Origin of the sequence: Bacteroides sp. B1-V-101 (assembly GCF_023656585.1) — a bacterium.
GTDB lineage: Bacteria > Bacteroidota > Bacteroidia > Bacteroidales > Bacteroidaceae > Bacteroides > Bacteroides thetaiotaomicron.
In genome coordinates, this window is the sequence record NZ_JAMOKH010000003.1 from 72,500 (window position 1) to 91,553 (window position 19,054).

A 19,054-nucleotide genomic window follows, 5' to 3' on the forward strand; every position below is an offset into this window, starting at 1 on the left:
ATTTTATTAGGCGCAAAAGTACGAATATTTTTCATATCTTACGATATAAGTTTCAGAAATTCGTCCTCGCTTAGTATGGTTACTCCAAGTTTTTTTGCTTTTTCCAGTTTGGCTGGCCCCATATTGTCACCGGCAAGGATAAAACTGGTCTTAGCAGAGATACTTCCCACATTCTTACCGCCATTTTTCTCAATAAGGTCTTTATATTCGTCCCGTGAATGATGCGTAAATACACCGCTGATCACAATAGACTGACCAGCTAATTTATCCGTATATCCACTCATATCTTCTTCTGTACGATAGAGCTGTAACCCAGCCTCTTTTAACCTGCCAACTAACTCTCGGTTAGACTCATTTGAGAAATACAGAAGAATGCTTCGCGCTATTTTTTCCCCGATTTCATCGATACTTATCAGCTTTTCAAGGTCAGCCTGTCGCAGCTCGTCAATGTCCCCGAACGACTTGGCTATTTTCTTTGCTACCGTCTCGCCAACAAACCGAATTCCCAAAGCAAAGATGACACGTTCAAAAGGAACTGTCTTACTCTGCTCAATCCCCGTAATAATATTCTCTGCAGATTTTTCTCCCATACGATCCAACCCTTTGATATCATCGGCTTTCAATTCATACAGATCCGCCGTATTATGAATCAATCCCAAACGATAGAACATATCCACCGTTTCAGGACCCAATCCATCAATATTCATGGCTTTCCGACTAATAAAATGCTCTATTTTACCTTTAATCTGAGGGGGACATGCAGTTTCATTAGGACAATAATGGGCAGCTTCGCCTTCATATCTAATTAATTTGCTGCCACATTCGGGGCAATTGGTAATAAACCTGACCTTTTCACCAAGCATAAAACTACGGGCATCTTTATCCACTCCTGTAATTTTAGGAATGATCTCACCACCTTTTTCTACATAAACCATATCTCCGATATGCAGATCAAGCCCTTCGATAATGTCCGCATTATGCAATGAAGCACGTTTGACAATCGTTCCGGATAGCTGAACAGCATCTAAGTTGGCAACAGGAGTGACAGCACCTGTTCTGCCTACCTGATAAGTTACCATATTCAACCGTGTCAATGCACGTTCTGCCTGAAATTTATAGGCAATCGCCCATCTGGGAGATTTCGCCGTAAAACCGAGATTCTTTTGTTGTCTCAGACTATTTACCTTCAAGACGATTCCATCAGTAGCTACAGGCAGATTCTTTCGTTCTACATCCCAATAATTGATAAATTCAAAAACCTCCTCCAACGTCTGGCATTTACGCGTCAAATCAGAGATTTTAAATCCCCATTTTGCAGCTTCCTGAAGATTTTCATAATGTCCGTCACAAGGCAGATTATCTCCCAAAAGATAATATAAATACGCATCCAGCTTGCGAGAAGCTACAATAGAAGAATTCTGAAGCTTCAATGTTCCTGAGGCCGCATTTCTCGGATTAGCGAAAAGCGGCTCCTCACGTGCTTCTTTTTCGCGGTTCAACTCCTCAAATACTTCCCAGGGCATAAGGATTTCCCCACGAATCTCAAAAGAAGAAGGATAATTGTCACCACGGAGCACAAGTGGAATAGAACGGATTGTCTTTACGTTATCTGTCACATCATCGCCCTTTTCTCCATCTCCGCGTGTAACGGCACGAACCAGTTTTCCATCTTCGTAGGTCAAAGAAATGGAAGTACCATCATATTTCATCTCACAGCAAATCTCAAAATCCTCATTCAACGCTTTTCGTACACGCTCATAAAAATCTGTAACTTCGCCTTCAGAGTACGTATTTGCCAAAGACAACATGGGGTATTTATGTGCAACCTGCGTGAAATTCTTGTTAATGTCACTGCCGACACGCATAGTGGGCGAATTTTCATCTTTATATTCCGGATGTGCCAGCTCCAGATCCTGGAGTTCACGCATCTTATCATCAAACTCCTTATCTGAAATTTCGGGAGCATTCAAAACGTAATAATTATAGTTGTGCCGATGAAGTTCAGCACGCAATTCCTCTATTTTTTCCTTTATATCCATATTTCTTCGATTGTTTAAGGCAAAAATACAGGTTTATCTTTGAATATTTGTACTTTTGCGAAAAATTATAAAGATTATGCGTATTGATATTATAACAGTTTTACCCGAGATGATTGAAGGCTTCTTCAATTGCTCCATCATGAAACGAGCTCAGGATAAGGGACTTGCAGAAATACATATCCACAATCTGCGCGATTATACCGAAGACAAATATCGTCGTGTCGATGATTATCCTTTTGGCGGATTCGCCGGCATGGTCATGAAGATAGAGCCTATCGAACGCTGCATTAACGCTCTGAAGGCTGAACGCGACTATGATGAAGTGATTTTTACGACCCCCGACGGAGAACAGTTCAATCAGCCAATGGCCAACAGCCTTTCTTTGGCCCAAAACCTGATTATCCTTTGCGGACATTTCAAAGGTATTGATTATCGTATCCGTGAACACCTGATCACCAAAGAAATCAGTATCGGAGATTATGTGCTGACAGGAGGCGAACTGGCAGCAGCAGTCATGGCGGACGCAATTGTCCGTATCATCCCCGGAGTGATTTCAGACGAACAATCGGCACTTTCTGATTCTTTTCAGGATAATCTGTTGGCGGCACCTGTATATACTCGTCCTGCTGACTATAAAGGCTGGAAAGTACCCGATATTTTGTTATCCGGCCATGAAGCAAAAATAAAAGAATGGGAGCTACAGCAATCTTTAGAACGAACCAAAAAACTTCGCCCTGACTTACTGGAAGACTAAAAGATATATGTAAATAAAAACAACGGTGAGAAATATGAGAATTTCCACCGTCGTTTTTATTTATATTCTACAAGAAAGACAAATCTGTTATTTTACTCTTCGCACTGGGAATCCTCTTTTCATCTATCATTCCGGCATTGATTTTACTCAGTATACTTAAAAAGTAAAATAGCATTTTTCTTTCATATTATATGCGAAGAGTTATTGTATGTTTTCAATTATACCTCAAGCGCACCAATAATTTCTTTTACTGACTTACATCCGTGTCTTTCCAAGTAATTATTTATACCATCTTCAACTTTGATTGTAACAGCCGGATCTATAAAATTTGCCGTACCAATCTGGATCGCAGAAGCACCGGCAAGCATAAACTCAACAGCATCTTTCCAGTTCATAATACCTCCCAATCCTATGACAGGAATATTTACCACCTTTGCAACTTGCCAAACCATACGCAAGGCAATCGGTTTCACAGCAGCACCGGACATTCCTCCTGTCACTGTTGACAGAATGGGACGTTTACGTTCCGCATCAATAGCCATTCCTAGCAATGTATTGATTAATGATACACTATCCGCACCACTTTCTTCTGCTGCACGGGCAATTTCTGTGATATCAGTAACGTTCGGAGAGAGTTTAACGATAAGTGTCTTTTTGTAAGCTGCACGTACCGCTTTTACTACTTCAGAAGCACCTTTTGCTGACACACCAAAAGCCATACCTCCTTGCTTTACATTGGGGCACGAGATATTTAGTTCTATAGCAGGAATTTTGTCAAGTTCATTAATGATCTCTGCAGTTTTCACATAATCCTCAATAGCAGACCCCGACACGTTTACAATCATATTCGTTTGAATGTCTTTTATACGAGGATATATCTGTTCCACAAAGTAGTCAACCCCCTTATTTTGCAGTCCTACAGCATTTAGCATACCGGAAGGAGTCTCTGCCATACGAGGATATGGGTTACCTTCACGTTTGTGAAGAGTAGTACCTTTTACAATAATACCGCCTATTCGCGCTATATCAATGAAATCCGAAAACTCTTCACCATATCCAAATGTACCAGATGCAGTCATCACCGGGTTCTTCATCTGCAATTCACCAATGTTTACACTTAAATCTGCCATAGTAGTTTATTTATATTAAAAACAGGACCTTCTTTACATACACACAAATGTCCTTCTGTCGTATTTTCCACACAACAGAGACATGCTCCAATTCCACAAGCCATTGTATTTTCCAAAGAAACTTCACATTCTATCTGATTACTTTTGGCATATTTTGCCACAGCCATCATCATCGGTTTAGGACCACAAGTATAAATCTGCTCAAAATGTACCTGATTTAATATAGAATGCTGGGTGACGTATCCTTTTTCTCCGTGACTTCCGTCTTCTGTAGTAGTATATACCTCTCCATATTTAGCAAATTCTTCCAGCTGCAACAAGTCTTTATTGCTACGAGCCCCTAAAAGGAAGGTAGGTTTATGACCATTTTTCGCCAATTGTTCACCTAAATATAACATAGGGGCTGTTCCGACACCTCCGCCCACAAGCAAAAGCTTATCAGAAGGCTTTTGAGGCATTGTATAGCCATTCCCCAAAGGAAGTACTACGTTGATCACATCGCCCGAATTTACTTCTGCTAAACGTCTTGTTCCGTCTCCGATCAACTGAATAAGGAACCACACTTCGTTTTGTCGCTTGTCTACAAAATTAATAGAAATAGGACGGCGTAAAAATGTAGTAGATGAACCGTCCACCCGAAGTTCGGCAAACTGCCCCGGCAACATCTCGGGCAGTAATGACTGAGAAGTCAATTTCAGCAATACATAGTTTGCATTCAATCTGATATTCTCAGTAACTGTCAGATCTAAAATAAATTTCTTCATGTATGGATATAAAAGTATAAATTCGTATTCCGGTGCAAAGATACAGGAATTTGCTCAAACCACCGATTTTACCTCTCATTTTTCAGGTCGAAAGGTTTCATAAGTATTATCATCAAAGAATATTCTTATTTCAGTGATTTTTCTGGCAGGCTTTTCTATGTACCTAATTTCCTGTTTTACAATCTCTTTAGGTGCATTTTCGGCTGTTCTTAATGCCATTTCCTTGCGATTTTCCGGATTAATCGTCTCTTTGGACGGATTTACAGGATTCTCATCAAACAAAGAAGGCTGATAATCTCCATTGGAAGAAACTGCAGAAGCATCTTCTGCAGATGCTATCATTTCGCCTTTACCATAAAGCAACCATTCAAGATTTACATAATTATAGGTCTGATGTACCTTCATTACAACCTCCAAGCTTGGTTTATTCCGATCATTCAAAATATGCGAGAGAGTAGATTGCTGGACTCCAATTGTCTCAGCAAAAACTCTTGGAGGAACTTTTTCTCTCTCCATTATCATTCTAATTCTGTCTTTTATCTCCATACAGCTTCTTTCTTGTTACAATTGTATGTATTAAACGTTGGTTTCACAAAAATACTAACAACCACTACGGATATACAAAGGTAAACATTACAAATCACAAATGCAAATTACAAGTATAAAAATAACAATATTACAAATGTGTGATCATTATCACAATTAGACTAATACGTTTGTAAAACACAAAATAAAACATAAATTACAATGATATTTTAGATTTAACAAAACAATATATTATATTGATTTACAACATTATATATACGGATAAGAAATAAGTAAATACAATATTCACAAAAATATGCTTCACTCAAACAGTAATTTTAGAGCTATAATTCAATATTAGAGTATATTTATATGGTATACAATGATATAACATATAAAAAACAAATTGTTAACCACTCTCCTATTACATTTATAAACTGCATATTACTACTGTAAAACAATCAGTATACTTTTGTGATTCAGCTGGATTGATCACATTTGTAATCTGTTCACAGATATAAACTTCACAAACAAACAGGCATGATTACACAAACGTAAATATCAATAGTTGCAAAAACAATAAATCAAGGAATAAAATGCATTATTTACTTATGTATATTGAGAACTCTTCAAATCTTCTTTTACATTTTCTTCTGAAGTACCTCGCAAATCGTAAATCCTTGCCATATTTCCGCACATTCAGTCGATCAATTGTTTTTTTTCAATTCTAGAAGCTCTAAAATTGAATTAAACACCTGTATTATAATAAATTACACCTATTTTATCAATACCCAAATTAAGATCAACTAGAAAAATGACAGCAAAATATCCCAATTATCCCACAAATTATCAAAATGACATTTTATCAATTCAGGAAAAGAAAGATGATCCTTCCAATTTATGCAAAACCATTTATGCTAATACGATTTGCCATTCTATATTTATAGTCTGAATTAAATCAGATTTTTTCAATTTTGAAAATGAATATAACATAACCTCAAAAACTAGAAAAGAGAGAAATTACCAAAATTGAACTTAAAGAAGAGAAGCAAAAGATCTTCAAATTCCTTTCCATTCATAAAAGTCAGGAAAAAGAGAACAACAGATCCATTGTAAAATATTCGTCTATAAAAGAAGATTTGGTTATGAGTCTGACACAACTAATTTGCAGTATATAAAGAAGGCATATACTTAATCTGTTTTACAGTAAAAGTATATGCCTTTTGTTTATTTAGAGTATTCAGTTTTCCTAATGCAAAATTTTAAACACTAATTCACGAAGAATATCTCCGTCAGACATTGAACTATTTTTCACTCCTTTTGATTTTGCATCGGCATATCGTATTTCACCAACAATCTGCATTGTCTTTACTCCACTATATTTGCGCATCGCAATTGAGTAATCCCGAGCTTGCCAAGTAGTTCTTAGCCCTAGCATATTAGCAATACCCTGCTCCGATTTATCAGGCGCATAATATGCTAACATCAAGTTTGAATAAAAGCTGAATAACAAAGACAATGTCATTTGAATTGGATTCGTTTTGGGATTTTCCTCAAAGTATTTTATTATTTTATTTGCTTTCAGAATATCTTTTTCAACCAGAGCACTCCGCAATTCAAAGTTATTATAATCTTTGCTTATGCCTATGTTCTTCTCAATTTGTTCGGGAGTTACACGTTTCTGTCCCGTAGGCAAAGTGATAATCAGCTTTTCTAATTCACCTGTCAAACGACTTAAATCCGAGCCGACAAAATCAGCCAGCATAGCTGTTGCCTTAGGTTCCATATCTATTCCTTTTCTCTTCATGTAGGAAGCAATAAAGGCCGGAAGCTGGGCATCTTTTATCTTCTTAGACTCGAACAAAACACCAGTCTTTTCTACTTCAGCTGCCAACTTTTTCCTACGATCCAATGTTCCATGCTTATGGCATATCACCAAAATAGTGGAATGAAGCGGTTTCTGAAGATAGTACGATAATTCTTCGATGTTCCGGACCGCTTGCGCTTCTTTGACTACCACCACTTGGTGTTCGGACATCATAGGATAGCGTTTGGCAGCATTTATGATTGTCGCTACATCCACATCAGCACCGTACACTACAGTCAGGTTGAACTCTTTTTCCGTTTCGTTCAAGACATTATCAGTAATGTAATCGGCAATCAAATCGATATAATACGATTCTTCTCCCATCAAATAGTAGATGGGACGATACTGCTTTGCCCTCAGTTCTTTGAGGATGTCATCACAGGTCAGCTCTTGTTTTGCCATATATATTTTTTAGAAAGACCGGCAGTTACCAGTCGAATTTCAAGTGTTTTACAGTTTTCTTTGCATCAATAATCATACGCAGAGAAGCGATACCAATCTCAACATGCTCTTCTACATAGTTCTTGGTAACCAGATTATCGCTTTTATCAGTTTTCACTCCATCCGGAGTCATAGGCTGGTCAGATACCAATAACAATGCTCCTGTCGGAATATGATTGGCAAAGCCACAGCTGAACAAAGTGGCCGTTTCCATATCAACCGCCATCGCACGTGTCTTTTTCAGATACTCCTTGAATGCTTCGTCATGCTCCCAAATACGGCGATTGGTGGTATAGACAGTACCCGTCCAATAATCACGGCCATAGTCACGAATGGACGAAGAAACAGCACGCTGCAACATAAATGCAGGCAAAGCGGGAACTTCAGGTGGAAAATAATCATTGGATGTTCCTTCACCACGAATAGCGGCAATAGGAAGGATTAAATCGCCAATTTGATTTTTCTTGTCGATACCACCACATTTACCTAAAAATAAGCAGGCTTTCGGATGAATAGCTCCTAATAAATCCATGATAATAGCGGCATTAGGGCTTCCCATACCGAAATTGATCATTGTAATGCCTTCGGCTGTAGCGGAAATCATATTGGCATCTCTACCCAAAATAGGAACATCAAACTGATTTGCGAAAATCTCTACGTACTTGTTGAAGTTAGTCAACAGAATATACTCTCCAAAATCTTCCAGGTTACGTTTTGTGTAACGGGGCAGCCAATTAGCTACGATTTCTTCTTTCGTTTTCATAATTATCTATTAAATTTGTGGTTCCAATAATGGAAACCGTTATTTAACTTACAAAAATAATAAATGTTATCGTTAAACCTACCAGTATTCGACACTAAAATAAACGTACGAAACGGAAAAAATGTAATTTTCGACGTGATTCGCAAACGATATGTCGCACTTACCCCGGAAGAATGGGTACGGCAACACTTTGTTCACTTTCTTATTGCGCACAAAGGATATCCGAACGCACTCCTTGCTAACGAAGTAATGGTTAAGCTGAACGGCACAACTAAAAGATGTGATACAGTACTTTACCGGAGAGACCTTTCAGCACGAATGATCGTAGAATACAAAGCTCCGCACATCGAGATCACACAAGCGGTATTCGATCAGATAACCCGCTATAATATGGTATTGAAAGTTGACTATCTGATAGTAAGTAATGGAATGCAGCATTATTGTTGCCGGATGGATTACGCCCATCAGAGCTATACCTTTCTTCAGGATATTCCCGATTATAACGCGCTATAAAGATAGTGTCACTATAAGGTCAGGATACTTACACTATACCACACACATAGTGTAAGTATCCCAAGCACATAGTGACACCATCTTTTTCTTGTCTCCGAAAGCTTTTCAATCGATATTCTATTTTTACATATCCGTATTTTTTTTCACATCATCATTTTTCTTCCTGCTAAACTTCTCTTGCAGTTTCTGCATCAATTCATAGAAATTAGGAATATAGACTGTCGCTAATAAAGTATTCATCGCCATACCGAAAACAACCGCAGTACCCAACGCTATACGGCTCTGCGCACCAGCCCCAGTAGCAAACAGCAAAGGCATTACTCCCAATACAAAAGCAAAAGAAGTCATCAAGATCGGACGTAAGCGGACATGTCCTGCTTCGTATGCAGCCTCACGAATTGAGTTTCCTTCAGCACGGAAATCACGGGCAAACTCTACAATCAGAATACCATTCTTTGCCGAAAGTGCAACAAGCAGGATAATACCAATTTGTGTATATACGCTGACCGGAGTTCCCATTATCATACATCCTATCATTGCTCCCAACAAGGCCACCGGCAAACCTATCACGGCAGCCACCGGACTGGTCCAGCTTTCATATTGCGCAGCCAAAACAAGGAATGCTACAATCAAGGCCATGACCAGAACAATGGTGGTCGTATTTCCCGCCTGTGTTTCCTGATAGGCAACTGACGTCCATTCATAGCCAAATTCATCTCCCAGCTGTTCTTTAAACAAAGTTTCCATTTCTTGAATAGCCTGTCCGGAACTGCTTCCGGGCGCTACATTACAAGTCAAGGCAGCTGTTGAATACATATTGTAACGATTGATCTGATCCTGTCCCAACTGCTCTTCCACTTTGGTAAAAGAAGAAAGGGGGACCATCTCTCCTGCCGAATTAGCCACACTGAGTTTTAAGACATCATCAATGACGCGTTGTGCCTGATCACGCGCTTCGATCTTCACCTGATAAATATGACCGAATTCAACGAAATCATTAACGTATGCCGCCCCCATATAATAGCTTAATGTAGAAAATACATCATTCAGAGCAATGCCCATAAATTGCACCTTATCACGATCGATATTCAGAAAATATTGAGGGACATTTGCCTGATACTGACTGGATACAGAAGCTAAGGCCGGTTTGGAATGAGAAGAAGCAAGCAATGCGTCAATAGCCTGCTGCATTTCTGTCGGTCCCAGATTCCTCCGGTCTTCCAATTGAAGTTGCAAGCCACCGGAAGCACCCAATCCTGGAATAGCCGGAGGAACCATAGCAAATGCTTGTCCTGCCTGTATCTCCATATACGCTTCGCCATTAAAACGGTCGACAACGGCAGCAGCCGTATGCTCCTTCCCTTTCCTTTCGTCCCAGTTTTTCAGGACAACAAAATAGGTCGCGGAGTTACTTTGCTCACCTCCGCCCATCACGGAGAAACCAGTGATTCCAATGTAATTCTCCACTTCCGGATAAGAATCCAAAATAGCATTGATTTTATCCCCGACAGCTTGTGTACGTTCCAAGCTGGCTGCCGGAGGAAGCTGAACAACAGCAATAAAATAACCATCATCTTCATCCGGAATAAATGTCGACGGCCAACGCATAAAGAGTATTATGGCAATCACTGTCAGAATAGCAAAAGATACAAAAGAGATAAGCGGACGTTGAAGCAACCATTTCACCGTACTATCGTAGACTCCCTGTGTCTTATCATACGCTTTATTAAATCCTTTGTATATAAAGAAGTTAGACGGTTTGCTCTTTTCGAGGAATAGAGCACAAAGAGCAGGCGTCAGTGTCAGTGAGTTAAAACCGCTTAATACGGTAGAAGCAGCAATTGTCAGTGCAAACTGCTTATACAACTGCCCCGAAATACCGCTGATCATCATCGTCGGAATAAACACGGCAAGCAAAACAAGCACCACTCCGACAATCGGCCCCGTAATTTCCCCCATAGCTTTTGTGACTGCTTCACGAGTTGAATATTGTCCGGTCTCCAGCAATCTTGAAGCATTCTCAACCACCACAATAGCATCATCCACTACAATGGCAACTGCCAGAATCAATCCGAACAGAGTCAGCGTATTGATCGAAAAACCAAATGCCGCCATAACTGCCAATGTACCGATCAGCGATACAGGAATTGTGATACAAGGAATAATAACCGCTCTCCAGTTCTGCAAAAACAGGAAAATAACCAGTACTACCAGCAGCGTTGTCTCAAAAAATGTCACCATTACTTCATCAATAGAAGCATGAATTACATCCGTTGTATCCAAAGTTACGTTATAGGCTACTCCTGTAGGAAAACTGGTCGCCAGTTCCTCCATCTTAGCCTTCACTCCTTTTGAAACGTCCAGCGAATTGGAGCCCGGCTGCTGATAGATAGCAATCGCTGCGGTAGGCATCCCCTTCAATCGTGATACTACACTATAAGAAGCAGACCCCAAATCTATTCGCGCAATATCTTTCAGGCGAAGCATTGCCCCATCCTGTTCCCGACGAATGATAATATTCCCGAATTGCTCCGGAGAAGTAAGTCGCCCCTGTACATTAAGTGTATATTGAAAGGCATTTTTATTGTCCTGTCCGATCGGTTGACCGATATAGCCGGCGGACACTTCCATATTCTGAGACTGAATGGACTGATATACTTGCGCCGGAGAAATATTCCGGATGCGCATGGCTTCAGGATCCAGCCAGATACGCATGGAATAATCACCTGCTCCCATAACATTAACAGCTCCTACGCCAGGCACACGTGATAACTGATCGACCAAATTCAATTTGGCATAGTTAGTCAGATAGAGACTGTTGTAGACGGAGTCTTTCGAAGTCATTGTCAGGAACATGACAATGTTCGAAGACTGTTTCTGCACAGTTACCCCCTGCACCACTACCGGTTCCGGCAAGGATGATTGCGCAACACTTACCCTGTTCTGTACTTGTACGGTAGCCATATCGATATCTGTACCGACGGCAAATGTAATTGTCAGCGAATATGCTCCCGAAGAGGAAGAATTTGAAGACATATAGAGCATACCGTCCACCCCATTTACCTGCTGCTCGATGGGGAGTCCTACCGTTTGGGCTACAGTTTCGGCATTCGCACCGGGATAGACAGCCGATACCTGAACCGTCGGAGGTGTAATCTCCGGAAATTGCGCCACGGGCAATATATTGAGTGCGACCAAACCGGCTACCACAATGAGCAGGGCAAGTACGGTAGCAAAAATTGGTCGGTTAATGAAAAACTTAGAAAACATAATATATAAGTTTACGATTAATATTTATATAAGGACAAACAGTTTCCTGCATCGTCTGAAGATAACCAACAAGCCGACCGCATCAGGGTATCGGCTTTATCTTCATTCCATCTCTGACCTTCATCAGAGCTTCGGTAACGTATCGTTGCTGTGGTGAAAGTCCTCCCAACACCTGCCGTAAGGTATCATTAATCAGTTGTCCTATTTCAATATGCCGATAGTGTACTATGTCCGAATCATTGACGGCATACAGGAATTTACCGAGCTGATCGGTTCCGATGGAAGCCTCTTTCACAAGAATTGCATGATCGGCCTCTCCATAAGGTAAGGTAATGCTGACGTACAATCCACTCTTCAGTACTCCCTGCGGATTATCAAAATTGGCACGTACCATCAGAGTTCCTGTATTCAGGTCTACGTTCGGTGACAGATAATCCAGTGTTGCCGGATAGGATTCGGTACCTTCTTTCCCAAGCTGAACCATGATCTTTTTCGGAAGCTCCTTCGTTGGCTGCTGATTGTTCATCGACATCTCCAGCCATTGATTATCAGCAACATTAAAATACGCATACATCTGATCGTCCTTATAAATGGTAGCCAGCGTAACCGGCTGCAAAGAACCGCCGACATAACTGCCGACATCCACTGTCGACTTGCTGATTGTCCCGTCAAAAGGGGCACGAACATAACAATATCCTAAATTTGTACGCGCTGTACTCAAAGCAGCTTCCGCATTGCTGACAGCTGCTACTCCTTCTGTCACAGACGATTCCGACTGCAACACCTGTATCTGACTCACAGCATCACTTTTCACAGCCTCCTTCATACGGCTATAATTATTACGGGCATATTCCAATTGTGCCTGAGCAGTTTTCAGTTCAGCTTCCGCTTGTGCCACCTTATCATTATATAAGGTAGGTTCTATTACAAACAGCAACTGCCCTTTTTTTACCCGTCCACCCGGTACGTAAGAGACAGACCGTAATGTTCCGTTCACTCTGGCCACAAGATTTACAGTTTTCTCCGTTGTCAGATAGCCCGGATAATCTTTCGTCAGAGTGATGTCCTTCACTATAGGTTTCGCTACGCTAATTGCCAGAGTCGGCATTCCCTTCATTGCTCCGGCGTCTTTTTTCTCCTTGCAACCAGTCAATACCGACAACACAAGAAAAATATACATTAGTTTTTTCATATCCGTTAGGTTATATTTTATTTATAGATTCTTTTATTCTCTCCAACCGCCTCCCAGCGCTTTATAAAGACTTATCAGTTGCAGTAACGAGCTACCCTGCGCCTGTACCAGTTGATTCTCATAAGATAACAAAGACCGTTGTGCATCGAGCACATTCTGAAAAGGAGAAAGCCCTTGTTTATAAAGTTCCAGTGAAAGTTTCAGAGTTTCAACACCTTGATTACGCACTTCCCTCAAAGCTACAATCTGCTTGATTGAGTTCCGATAGGAGTTCATGGCGTTATCCGTTTCCTGTACCGCAGTCAGAACTGTCTGATTAAATTGATTGATAGATTCATCCAACTGTGCCTTAGCCAGTCTTGTTGCATTCACCAATTGTCCTCCGCTAAAAATAGTCCAACTCAAAGACGGAGCAATCTCATAGGTCATACTTTTACTTTTCACCAGATCATTCAGATCACGGGCTGCATAGCCAAACGAGCCTTTCAGAAAGATCTTCGGCAGCCAATCGGACTTGGAAGCGCCGAGTAATGCAGCTTGGGCATTCACACTTCTCTCCGCACTTCGCACATCCGGTCTTCTCAGTAATAAATCAACCGGCATACCTACTCCGATCGGTTCCATATAATCAGGTAATGTTCCGGTAGTTTCCAATACAGGACGTATTTCTTGCGGATACATACCCAGCAAAACAGCCAGTGTCGTAATATATTGATTGATACCTGCCTCTAATTGTGGTATGGAGGCTTTAGTACTGTATAAAACGGATTTGGCCTGTGCTACATCCAGCTTGGCAACAAGTCCGGTATTATACCGTACTTCCGTGATTTTCAAGACTTCTTCCTGAGAAGCTACATTCTTATTTACCACTTCAAGTTCCTGCTGCAATTCCCGCAGGTTAATATAAGCTGAGGCTACCTCTGATGCCAGAGAAACCATAACCGCCGCATATTCTTCTTTGCTGGCGGCAAAGTTTTCTTTCTGCGCCTTTACCCGTTTGCGAATACTGCCGAATACATCGATTTCCCAACTCATACTGAGTGCAGCATCATAATAATGATCTGTAGACTGAGGTAAGGTACTGGTATTTCCACTGGTTTCCTGTCGGGTCCATCCGGCATTCAGTCCGATAGATGGAAAGAAATTTCCACGTTCTGCCCAAAGATTGGCACGTGCAGCAGCTATACGATTAATTGCCATCGCTACGGAATAATTGCGATCTACTGCCAAAGCAATCAAAGAGTCCAGTTTGGTGTCCTGAAAAGACTTCCACCAATGGTCGTCCACCGGAAGAGTCTGTTGAAACACTTCTCCACTCTCTTCCCATTCTTTAGGAAGAGGGGTATTCAAATAGCGGTTCACTGTCTGTCCAACCGCAGTTACAGTTGAAAGAAACAAAAGGAGCGATACGCTCCACGCTCGTACATTCATATTCGGTTCAGGTTTTTATGAAATGAAAAGATAACAATTCAAGGTTAGGTTTGTTTAAAGGGGTAGTAAAGTTAGAAGAAATAAAAAAGCCCCGCAATAATGCGAGGCTTTCGAATACATATTCAAATATGGTATCTTATTCAGCAGTTTTTCTTCTGATTGCTCTTTTGGTAGTAGTAGCCGGAGCTTCCTCTACTTTATGCTCAATTTGTACACCAGCCAATTCCGGGTCGATCATGATACGTCCGCAATATTCGCAAACGATCACTTTCTTACGAGAACGGATGTCCAACTGTCTCTGAGGCGGAATCTTGTTAAAGCAACCACCGCACGCGTCACGTTGTACATATACAACGCCCAATCCATTGCGGGAGTTCTTACGGATACGTTTGAATGACTGCAACAAACGCGGTTCAATCTTAGTTTCCAGATCTTTGGCTTTGTCTCTTAGCTTCTCTTCTTCCTGTTTAGTTTCAGAGATAATTTCATCCAATTCGCTCTTCTTCTGTTCAAGGTCTTTCTGTCTTTCGCTGAGTATTTGTTCGTTCTTTACTACTTCAGCTTCTTTTTCTTCTCTGTCCGCACTGAATTCTTTGATTCTTTTTTCGCAAAGTTCGATTTCCAGGCTCTGGAATTCAATTTCCTTCGTCAAGAAATCATATTCACGGTTGTTGCGGACATTGTCTTGTTGTGACTTATATTTTTCTACTGAAGCTTTTGCCGTTTCAATTTCTACTCTCTTACCTGCAATAGCAGATTTCAGTTCATCCACTTCAGCTTTGATCTTGTCGATACGGGTACTCAAACCAGCGATTTCATCTTCAAGGTCCTGCACTTCCAATGGAAGTTCACCTCTCAATGTCTTGATTTCATCAATCTTAGACAACATAGTTTGCAGCTGGAACAGTGTTTTCAACTTCTGTTCCACCGTCAACTCATTCGGATCTTTTTTTGCTTCTCTAGCCATTTTACTTACAAATATTTTATGGGATTCGTATTTATTTTACTCAATTGGAGCGCAAAATTAGGAAATAAATCCCGGATTATGGAATAAAAAATTTCTTTTGTATATTGTTCGCTTTCGTAATGACCGATTTCTGCCATCAGGATATCTCCTTCGTGACCAAAATAATCATGATACTTAATCTCACCTGTAATAAAAACATCGGCTCCCGACCGGATTGCCTGCGGAAGCAAAAATGCTCCGGCACCTCCACACAATGCCACTTTCTGTATTTCTCTCCCGGTCAGCTTATTATGACGCAGACACTCTACTTCAAACGTTTTCTTTATACGTTTCAAGAATTCCATCTCCGTTTCCGGCTCTTCCAGTTCGCCAACGATTCCCGACCCTGCCTGTGCCCACTCATTTTGCAGCGGATACAAGTCGAATGCAGGTTCTTCATAAGGATGAACAGACAATAGTGCCCTGACTACTTCCGACTTTTTGAATGCAGGAAGAATTGTTTCAATTCTCACCTCTCCTTCCCGATGGAGTTCTCCAATTGCTCCACAGAAAGGATGTGTTCCTTCTTTGGCACGGAATGTTCCTTCCCCTTCCAGATTATAGCTACATGAGTCATAGTTACCGATATTACCGCAACCGGCAGCAAAAAGTGCGTTCCTTACAATATCCGCTTGAGCGACGGGGACAAAAGTCACCAGTTTCATCAGGCTATTTTCTTTTGGTTCAAGCACTTTCAGATGTTTCAATCCGATTTTTTCGGCTATCTTATAATTTACCCCTCCCTGTGCATTATCAAGATTAGTGTGTGCTGAATAGATCACAATATCATTTTTTATTGCTTTCAGCATACAGCGTTCCACATAATCTTTGCCGGTAATGGATTTATAACCTTTAAATATCAAAGGATGGTGCGATATGACGAGGTTGTACCCCAATGCGATAGCTTCATCCAGGATAGCTTCAGTAACGTCAAGACACAACAAAGCCCCTGTTGCTTCCGCATCTGTCAATCCGATTTGCAGGCCGGCATTATCAAAACCGTCTTGCAATGGCAGAGGCGCGAATCGTTCAAGGGCGCTTACTATTTCCTTAATTTTCATTATTTAGAGAAAATTTGGTTGCAAATATAACAAATAAAATAGGAATAAACTCCCATCTTATCGTTTTTTTAGTAAATTTGTCGCATATCCTTAAAATTAGAACACGATGAAAACAATTCTATCTTGCTGTTTAGCAATTATTCTGGCTGTTTCCTGCCAAATGAAACAGAATCAGAATTCCGATGATTCAATCGATGAAAACATGAGTGTTAATAGTACAGAAACTTGTATGGTAGATACCGTAAAAGCCACCGCTATCTTCTGGATAGACAAATCAGAAGTCAAGCATTGCAAAGAATATGGATTCCGTACTGTTAAAGCTAAAGTATTTGTCCATGAAGACGGAAAAGTCGATTTTCAGTCTTTCGTCAAAAAACAGTCAACAGATTTAGAGAAGTATATACGCCATCATCTTGCTAAATTCCAAGTTTCTGAACGGATGTTGGAAAGCGGATATATACAACCGGGAGAACAATTCGTTCAGCTTCGTTGCATGTGGGAAAAACTAAAAGGTAAATAACTTATTTGATTCCCAATCAGAAACGAGGAATCTTTTTTTATTTGTGAAACTTCATCTGCACCTTATTCTTTAGTGCATACCGTTCATCTACCACTTTGTCTGTAGGAAAGAAAGTGAAAACAAGACGCCACTCTCCTTCTGTATAGACAAATTTGCGTCCGTTTGCGCCATGAAGAATAGCCTGATATTTTTCCCAAATGAAGGATTCGATATGTTCCGGCATTTCATTTCCCACTACCGAGAACTCTACAGTAATGAAAAAATGCGGAACAGACAGTTCCGCCACATTTTGAAATATCCGGTCGGTAACAGTCATTTCTTCGTTTCTTTCGTTACTTCCAATAACTTCCCATATGCATCAAATGACCTTCGGGAAGCCAGTGAAATAGTAATCATCAGTGATAGCATGGAAGCCGTGAAGGTGATAACCATAATCATCATCTGATATTTGATTGCCACATTCGGACTGCTTCCTCCCAAAATTTGTCCGATCATTGTGCCCGGCAGTGCCACTAATCCCATCACTGCAATATTCGCAATCAAAGGACTGAATGACTTGATGATAGCCTGTTTTATAAATGGTGCCTGAGCTTCCTGGCGTGTAGCTCCATTTCCTAATAAATAACGGTATAATTGTTGTTCCCGCTTCAGCCCGCTATAATAAGTATTCAATGCGATCACATTACTTGAAAGCATATTTCCCATTAAAATTCCGAATATTGGAATAAAATACTGAGCACTGAAAATGTTATCTAACTGGAGGACAACACCGATAAAGTACAATCCAACCACTACTACACTGCACAAAAAACCTATAGAAATCGGTATCAGCAAGATGCCCCGTTTCAGTTGAGTACGTACCAACGCCGTTTGTCCGGCAACAAATATCATGATAATCACCCAAAGGAAATTAATCCAAGGATTATTCCACAAGAAAAGATATTTCAGATATACACCGATAAAAAACAGCTGAATAATCATTCGAAGCGTACCTATCATGGCAGGCTTCAACAAACCCGTCTTGAACTTCCAAAGATAAAAGAACGGAATGGCAAGCAATAGCAAGCCGATAAATAAATTATAATATGAAATATCGATGTTTCCCAAAATAAATTCCCTTTATGCTAGTATTAAATATCGTTTATAGTTCTATTAAATAATGACAGCCCGAAGCAAAGTCTTTATCATGTGATACAGCTAACACAGCCGCCCCTTTCTCTGCCTGCCTCCGGAAGAAAGCCAGCACTTTGTCTGTTGACCCGGCATCCAACGCTGATGTCGGTTCATCAATAATGATCAAAGGTTTGTTGAGCATCGCAGCCACTGCCAGCATGATACGCTGACGTTGTCCGCCTGAGACTTCATTCACCCTTTTAGTATACAAATCATGTTCCAGCCCCAACTCATCAAAATATTCATAGAGCCTTTCTTCCGAAAAAGGGACGGAACGATTTATTTTCAGATCAAACGGAAGAACCACCATTTCCTTTACCCATTCAAAAGGTAAGGCCAGTTCTTGTGGAATCCATGCAATTTGCCGCCGGATTATGTCTATAGTTGATTTATCCAACAAGGTATCTCCTACTTTTATGGTCCCCTCCTTCAACGGTACAAAACCCATCACCGCATTCAGCAATGAAGTCTTTCCACAGCCGGACTGTCCTACAATACAGGCAGTTTCTCCCCTCTCCAGATTCAGATTTAATCCGGAGAAAAGTACTTCTGTCCCAAAAGCGATACAAGCATTGTTGATATGTAACATGGCGTTTTCAATTCTT

Annotated in this window: 17 protein-coding genes; 3 read left to right on the top strand and 14 right to left on the bottom strand. The window is 40.6% G+C overall.

The annotated features are described in order from the left end of the window. Positions 1 to 38: 38 nt before the first annotated feature. Complete coding sequence (ligA, locus tag NBH01_RS03375; RefSeq protein WP_250699984.1) at positions 39 to 2,039, bottom strand: NAD-dependent DNA ligase LigA; 2,001 nt, start codon at positions 2,037 to 2,039, stop codon at positions 39 to 41. A gap of 76 nt (positions 2,040 to 2,115) precedes the next feature. On the opposite strand from ligA, the gene trmD reads away from it, so the two are divergent. Next, positions 2,116 to 2,793: a tRNA (guanosine(37)-N1)-methyltransferase TrmD gene (gene trmD, locus NBH01_RS03380; RefSeq protein WP_008761559.1), complete on the top strand. Its 678-nt coding sequence runs from the start codon at positions 2,116 to 2,118 to the stop codon at positions 2,791 to 2,793. A 218-nt stretch (positions 2,794 to 3,011) separates the two neighbouring features. Here trmD and NBH01_RS03385 read toward each other — a convergent pair whose 3' ends face one another. The 5 genes from NBH01_RS03385 to NBH01_RS03405 all read right to left on the bottom strand — a co-directional run bounded on the left by NBH01_RS03385 (position 3,012) and on the right by NBH01_RS03405 (position 8,283). Then, a complete protein-coding gene (locus NBH01_RS03385) occupies positions 3,012 to 3,923 on the bottom strand; it encodes a dihydroorotate dehydrogenase (protein ID WP_016267566.1) in 912 nt (303 codons plus the stop codon). Continuing rightward, positions 3,911 to 4,687, bottom strand: coding sequence for a dihydroorotate dehydrogenase electron transfer subunit (locus NBH01_RS03390; protein WP_008765719.1), 777 nt, complete (start codon positions 4,685 to 4,687; stop codon positions 3,911 to 3,913). Before NBH01_RS03390 ends, NBH01_RS03385 begins: the two co-directional genes overlap by 13 nt. Before the next feature lie 75 nt (positions 4,688 to 4,762). Further along, a complete protein-coding gene (locus tag NBH01_RS03395; RefSeq protein ID WP_032813412.1) occupies positions 4,763 to 5,233 on the bottom strand; it encodes a helix-turn-helix domain-containing protein in 471 nt (156 codons plus the stop codon). A gap of 1,228 nt (positions 5,234 to 6,461) precedes the next feature. Beyond that, positions 6,462 to 7,481, bottom strand: coding sequence for a DNA polymerase III subunit delta (gene holA, locus NBH01_RS03400; protein ID WP_016267563.1), 1,020 nt, complete (start codon positions 7,479 to 7,481; stop codon positions 6,462 to 6,464). 25 nt (positions 7,482 to 7,506) lie between these two features. Beyond that, positions 7,507 to 8,283: an AMP nucleosidase gene (locus NBH01_RS03405; protein ID WP_008761555.1), complete on the bottom strand. Its 777-nt coding sequence runs from the start codon at positions 8,281 to 8,283 to the stop codon at positions 7,507 to 7,509. Positions 8,284 to 8,346: 63 nt separating this feature from the next. Here NBH01_RS03405 and NBH01_RS03410 point away from each other — a divergent pair, with 63 nt between their 5' ends. Then, the gene (locus NBH01_RS03410; RefSeq protein WP_008761554.1) at positions 8,347 to 8,796 is read left to right on the top strand and encodes a type I restriction enzyme HsdR N-terminal domain-containing protein; all 450 of its coding nucleotides are present in this window, start codon (positions 8,347 to 8,349) and stop codon (positions 8,794 to 8,796) included. 123 nt (positions 8,797 to 8,919) lie between these two features. Here NBH01_RS03410 and NBH01_RS03415 read toward each other — a convergent pair whose 3' ends face one another. The 5 genes from NBH01_RS03415 to NBH01_RS03435 form a co-directional block, all read right to left on the bottom strand. Further along, positions 8,920 to 12,066, bottom strand: a complete 3,147-nt coding sequence (locus NBH01_RS03415; RefSeq protein ID WP_061474265.1) for an efflux RND transporter permease subunit — start codon at positions 12,064 to 12,066, stop codon at positions 8,920 to 8,922. 82 nt (positions 12,067 to 12,148) lie between these two features. Continuing rightward, positions 12,149 to 13,258: an efflux RND transporter periplasmic adaptor subunit gene (locus NBH01_RS03420; RefSeq protein WP_225680490.1), complete on the bottom strand. Its 1,110-nt coding sequence runs from the start codon at positions 13,256 to 13,258 to the stop codon at positions 12,149 to 12,151. Between the two features lie 33 nt (positions 13,259 to 13,291). Continuing rightward, positions 13,292 to 14,689, bottom strand: a complete 1,398-nt coding sequence (locus NBH01_RS03425; protein ID WP_008761551.1) for an efflux transporter outer membrane subunit — start codon at positions 14,687 to 14,689, stop codon at positions 13,292 to 13,294. A 136-nt stretch (positions 14,690 to 14,825) separates the two neighbouring features. Then, on the bottom strand, positions 14,826 to 15,656 hold the full coding sequence (locus NBH01_RS03430) for a zinc ribbon domain-containing protein (protein ID WP_055217899.1): 831 nt from the start codon (positions 15,654 to 15,656) through the stop codon (positions 14,826 to 14,828). A gap of 5 nt (positions 15,657 to 15,661) precedes the next feature. Further along, positions 15,662 to 16,756 (bottom strand): Nif3-like dinuclear metal center hexameric protein, encoded by a 1,095-nt coding sequence (locus NBH01_RS03435; RefSeq protein ID WP_055217902.1) that lies wholly within the window; start codon positions 16,754 to 16,756, stop codon positions 15,662 to 15,664. A 106-nt stretch (positions 16,757 to 16,862) separates the two neighbouring features. On the opposite strand from NBH01_RS03435, the gene NBH01_RS03440 reads away from it, so the two are divergent. Then, a complete protein-coding gene (locus NBH01_RS03440; protein WP_055217904.1) occupies positions 16,863 to 17,276 on the top strand; it encodes a DUF4891 domain-containing protein in 414 nt (137 codons plus the stop codon). 37 nt (positions 17,277 to 17,313) lie between these two features. Here NBH01_RS03440 and NBH01_RS03445 read toward each other — a convergent pair whose 3' ends face one another. From NBH01_RS03445 to NBH01_RS03455, 3 genes are read right to left on the bottom strand one after another with little or no spacing between them, the layout of a single operon-like run. Further along, the gene (locus NBH01_RS03445) at positions 17,314 to 17,592 is read right to left on the bottom strand and encodes a hypothetical protein (RefSeq protein ID WP_055217907.1); all 279 of its coding nucleotides are present in this window, start codon (positions 17,590 to 17,592) and stop codon (positions 17,314 to 17,316) included. Then, a complete protein-coding gene (locus NBH01_RS03450) occupies positions 17,589 to 18,383 on the bottom strand; it encodes an ABC transporter permease (protein WP_250699985.1) in 795 nt (264 codons plus the stop codon). Before NBH01_RS03450 ends, NBH01_RS03445 begins: the two co-directional genes overlap by 4 nt. Positions 18,384 to 18,417: 34 nt before the next feature. After that, positions 18,418 to 19,038 carry an ABC transporter ATP-binding protein gene (locus NBH01_RS03455; RefSeq protein ID WP_250699986.1) on the bottom strand — a complete coding sequence of 207 codons (621 nt, stop codon included), beginning with the start codon at positions 19,036 to 19,038 and terminating at the stop codon, positions 18,418 to 18,420. Between the last annotated feature and the right edge of the window lie 16 nt (positions 19,039 to 19,054).

Bases quoted from the DNA above. Each gene is read 5' to 3' on its own strand.
- trmD (WP_008761559.1), top strand. From the start codon at position 2,116: ATGCGTATTGATATTATAACAGTTTTACCCGAGATGATTGAAGGCTTC.
- NBH01_RS03385 (WP_016267566.1), bottom strand. From the start codon at position 3,923: ATGGCAGATTTAAGTGTAAACATTGGTGAATTGCAGATGAAGAACCCG.
- NBH01_RS03405 (WP_008761555.1), bottom strand. From the start codon at position 8,283: ATGAAAACGAAAGAAGAAATCGTAGCTAATTGGCTGCCCCGTTACACA.
- NBH01_RS03425 (WP_008761551.1), bottom strand. From the start codon at position 14,689: ATGAATGTACGAGCGTGGAGCGTATCGCTCCTTTTGTTTCTTTCAACT.
- NBH01_RS03445 (WP_055217907.1), bottom strand. From the start codon at position 17,592: ATGACTGTTACCGACCGGATATTTCAAAATGTGGCGGAACTGTCTGTT.
- NBH01_RS03395 (WP_032813412.1), bottom strand. From the start codon at position 5,233: ATGGAGATAAAAGACAGAATTAGAATGATAATGGAGAGAGAAAAAGTT.
- holA (WP_016267563.1), bottom strand. From the start codon at position 7,481: ATGGCAAAACAAGAGCTGACCTGTGATGACATCCTCAAAGAACTGAGG.
- NBH01_RS03410 (WP_008761554.1), top strand. From the start codon at position 8,347: ATGTTATCGTTAAACCTACCAGTATTCGACACTAAAATAAACGTACGA.
- NBH01_RS03455 (WP_250699986.1), bottom strand. From the start codon at position 19,038: ATGTTACATATCAACAATGCTTGTATCGCTTTTGGGACAGAAGTACTT.
- NBH01_RS03435 (WP_055217902.1), bottom strand. From the start codon at position 16,756: ATGAAAATTAAGGAAATAGTAAGCGCCCTTGAACGATTCGCGCCTCTG.
- NBH01_RS03420 (WP_225680490.1), bottom strand. From the start codon at position 13,258: ATGAAAAAACTAATGTATATTTTTCTTGTGTTGTCGGTATTGACTGGT.
- NBH01_RS03390 (WP_008765719.1), bottom strand. From the start codon at position 4,687: ATGAAGAAATTTATTTTAGATCTGACAGTTACTGAGAATATCAGATTG.
- NBH01_RS03430 (WP_055217899.1), bottom strand. From the start codon at position 15,656: ATGGCTAGAGAAGCAAAAAAAGATCCGAATGAGTTGACGGTGGAACAG.
- ligA (WP_250699984.1), bottom strand. From the start codon at position 2,039: ATGGATATAAAGGAAAAAATAGAGGAATTGCGTGCTGAACTTCATCGG.
- NBH01_RS03440 (WP_055217904.1), top strand. From the start codon at position 16,863: ATGAAAACAATTCTATCTTGCTGTTTAGCAATTATTCTGGCTGTTTCC.
- NBH01_RS03415 (WP_061474265.1), bottom strand. From the start codon at position 12,066: ATGTTTTCTAAGTTTTTCATTAACCGACCAATTTTTGCTACCGTACTT.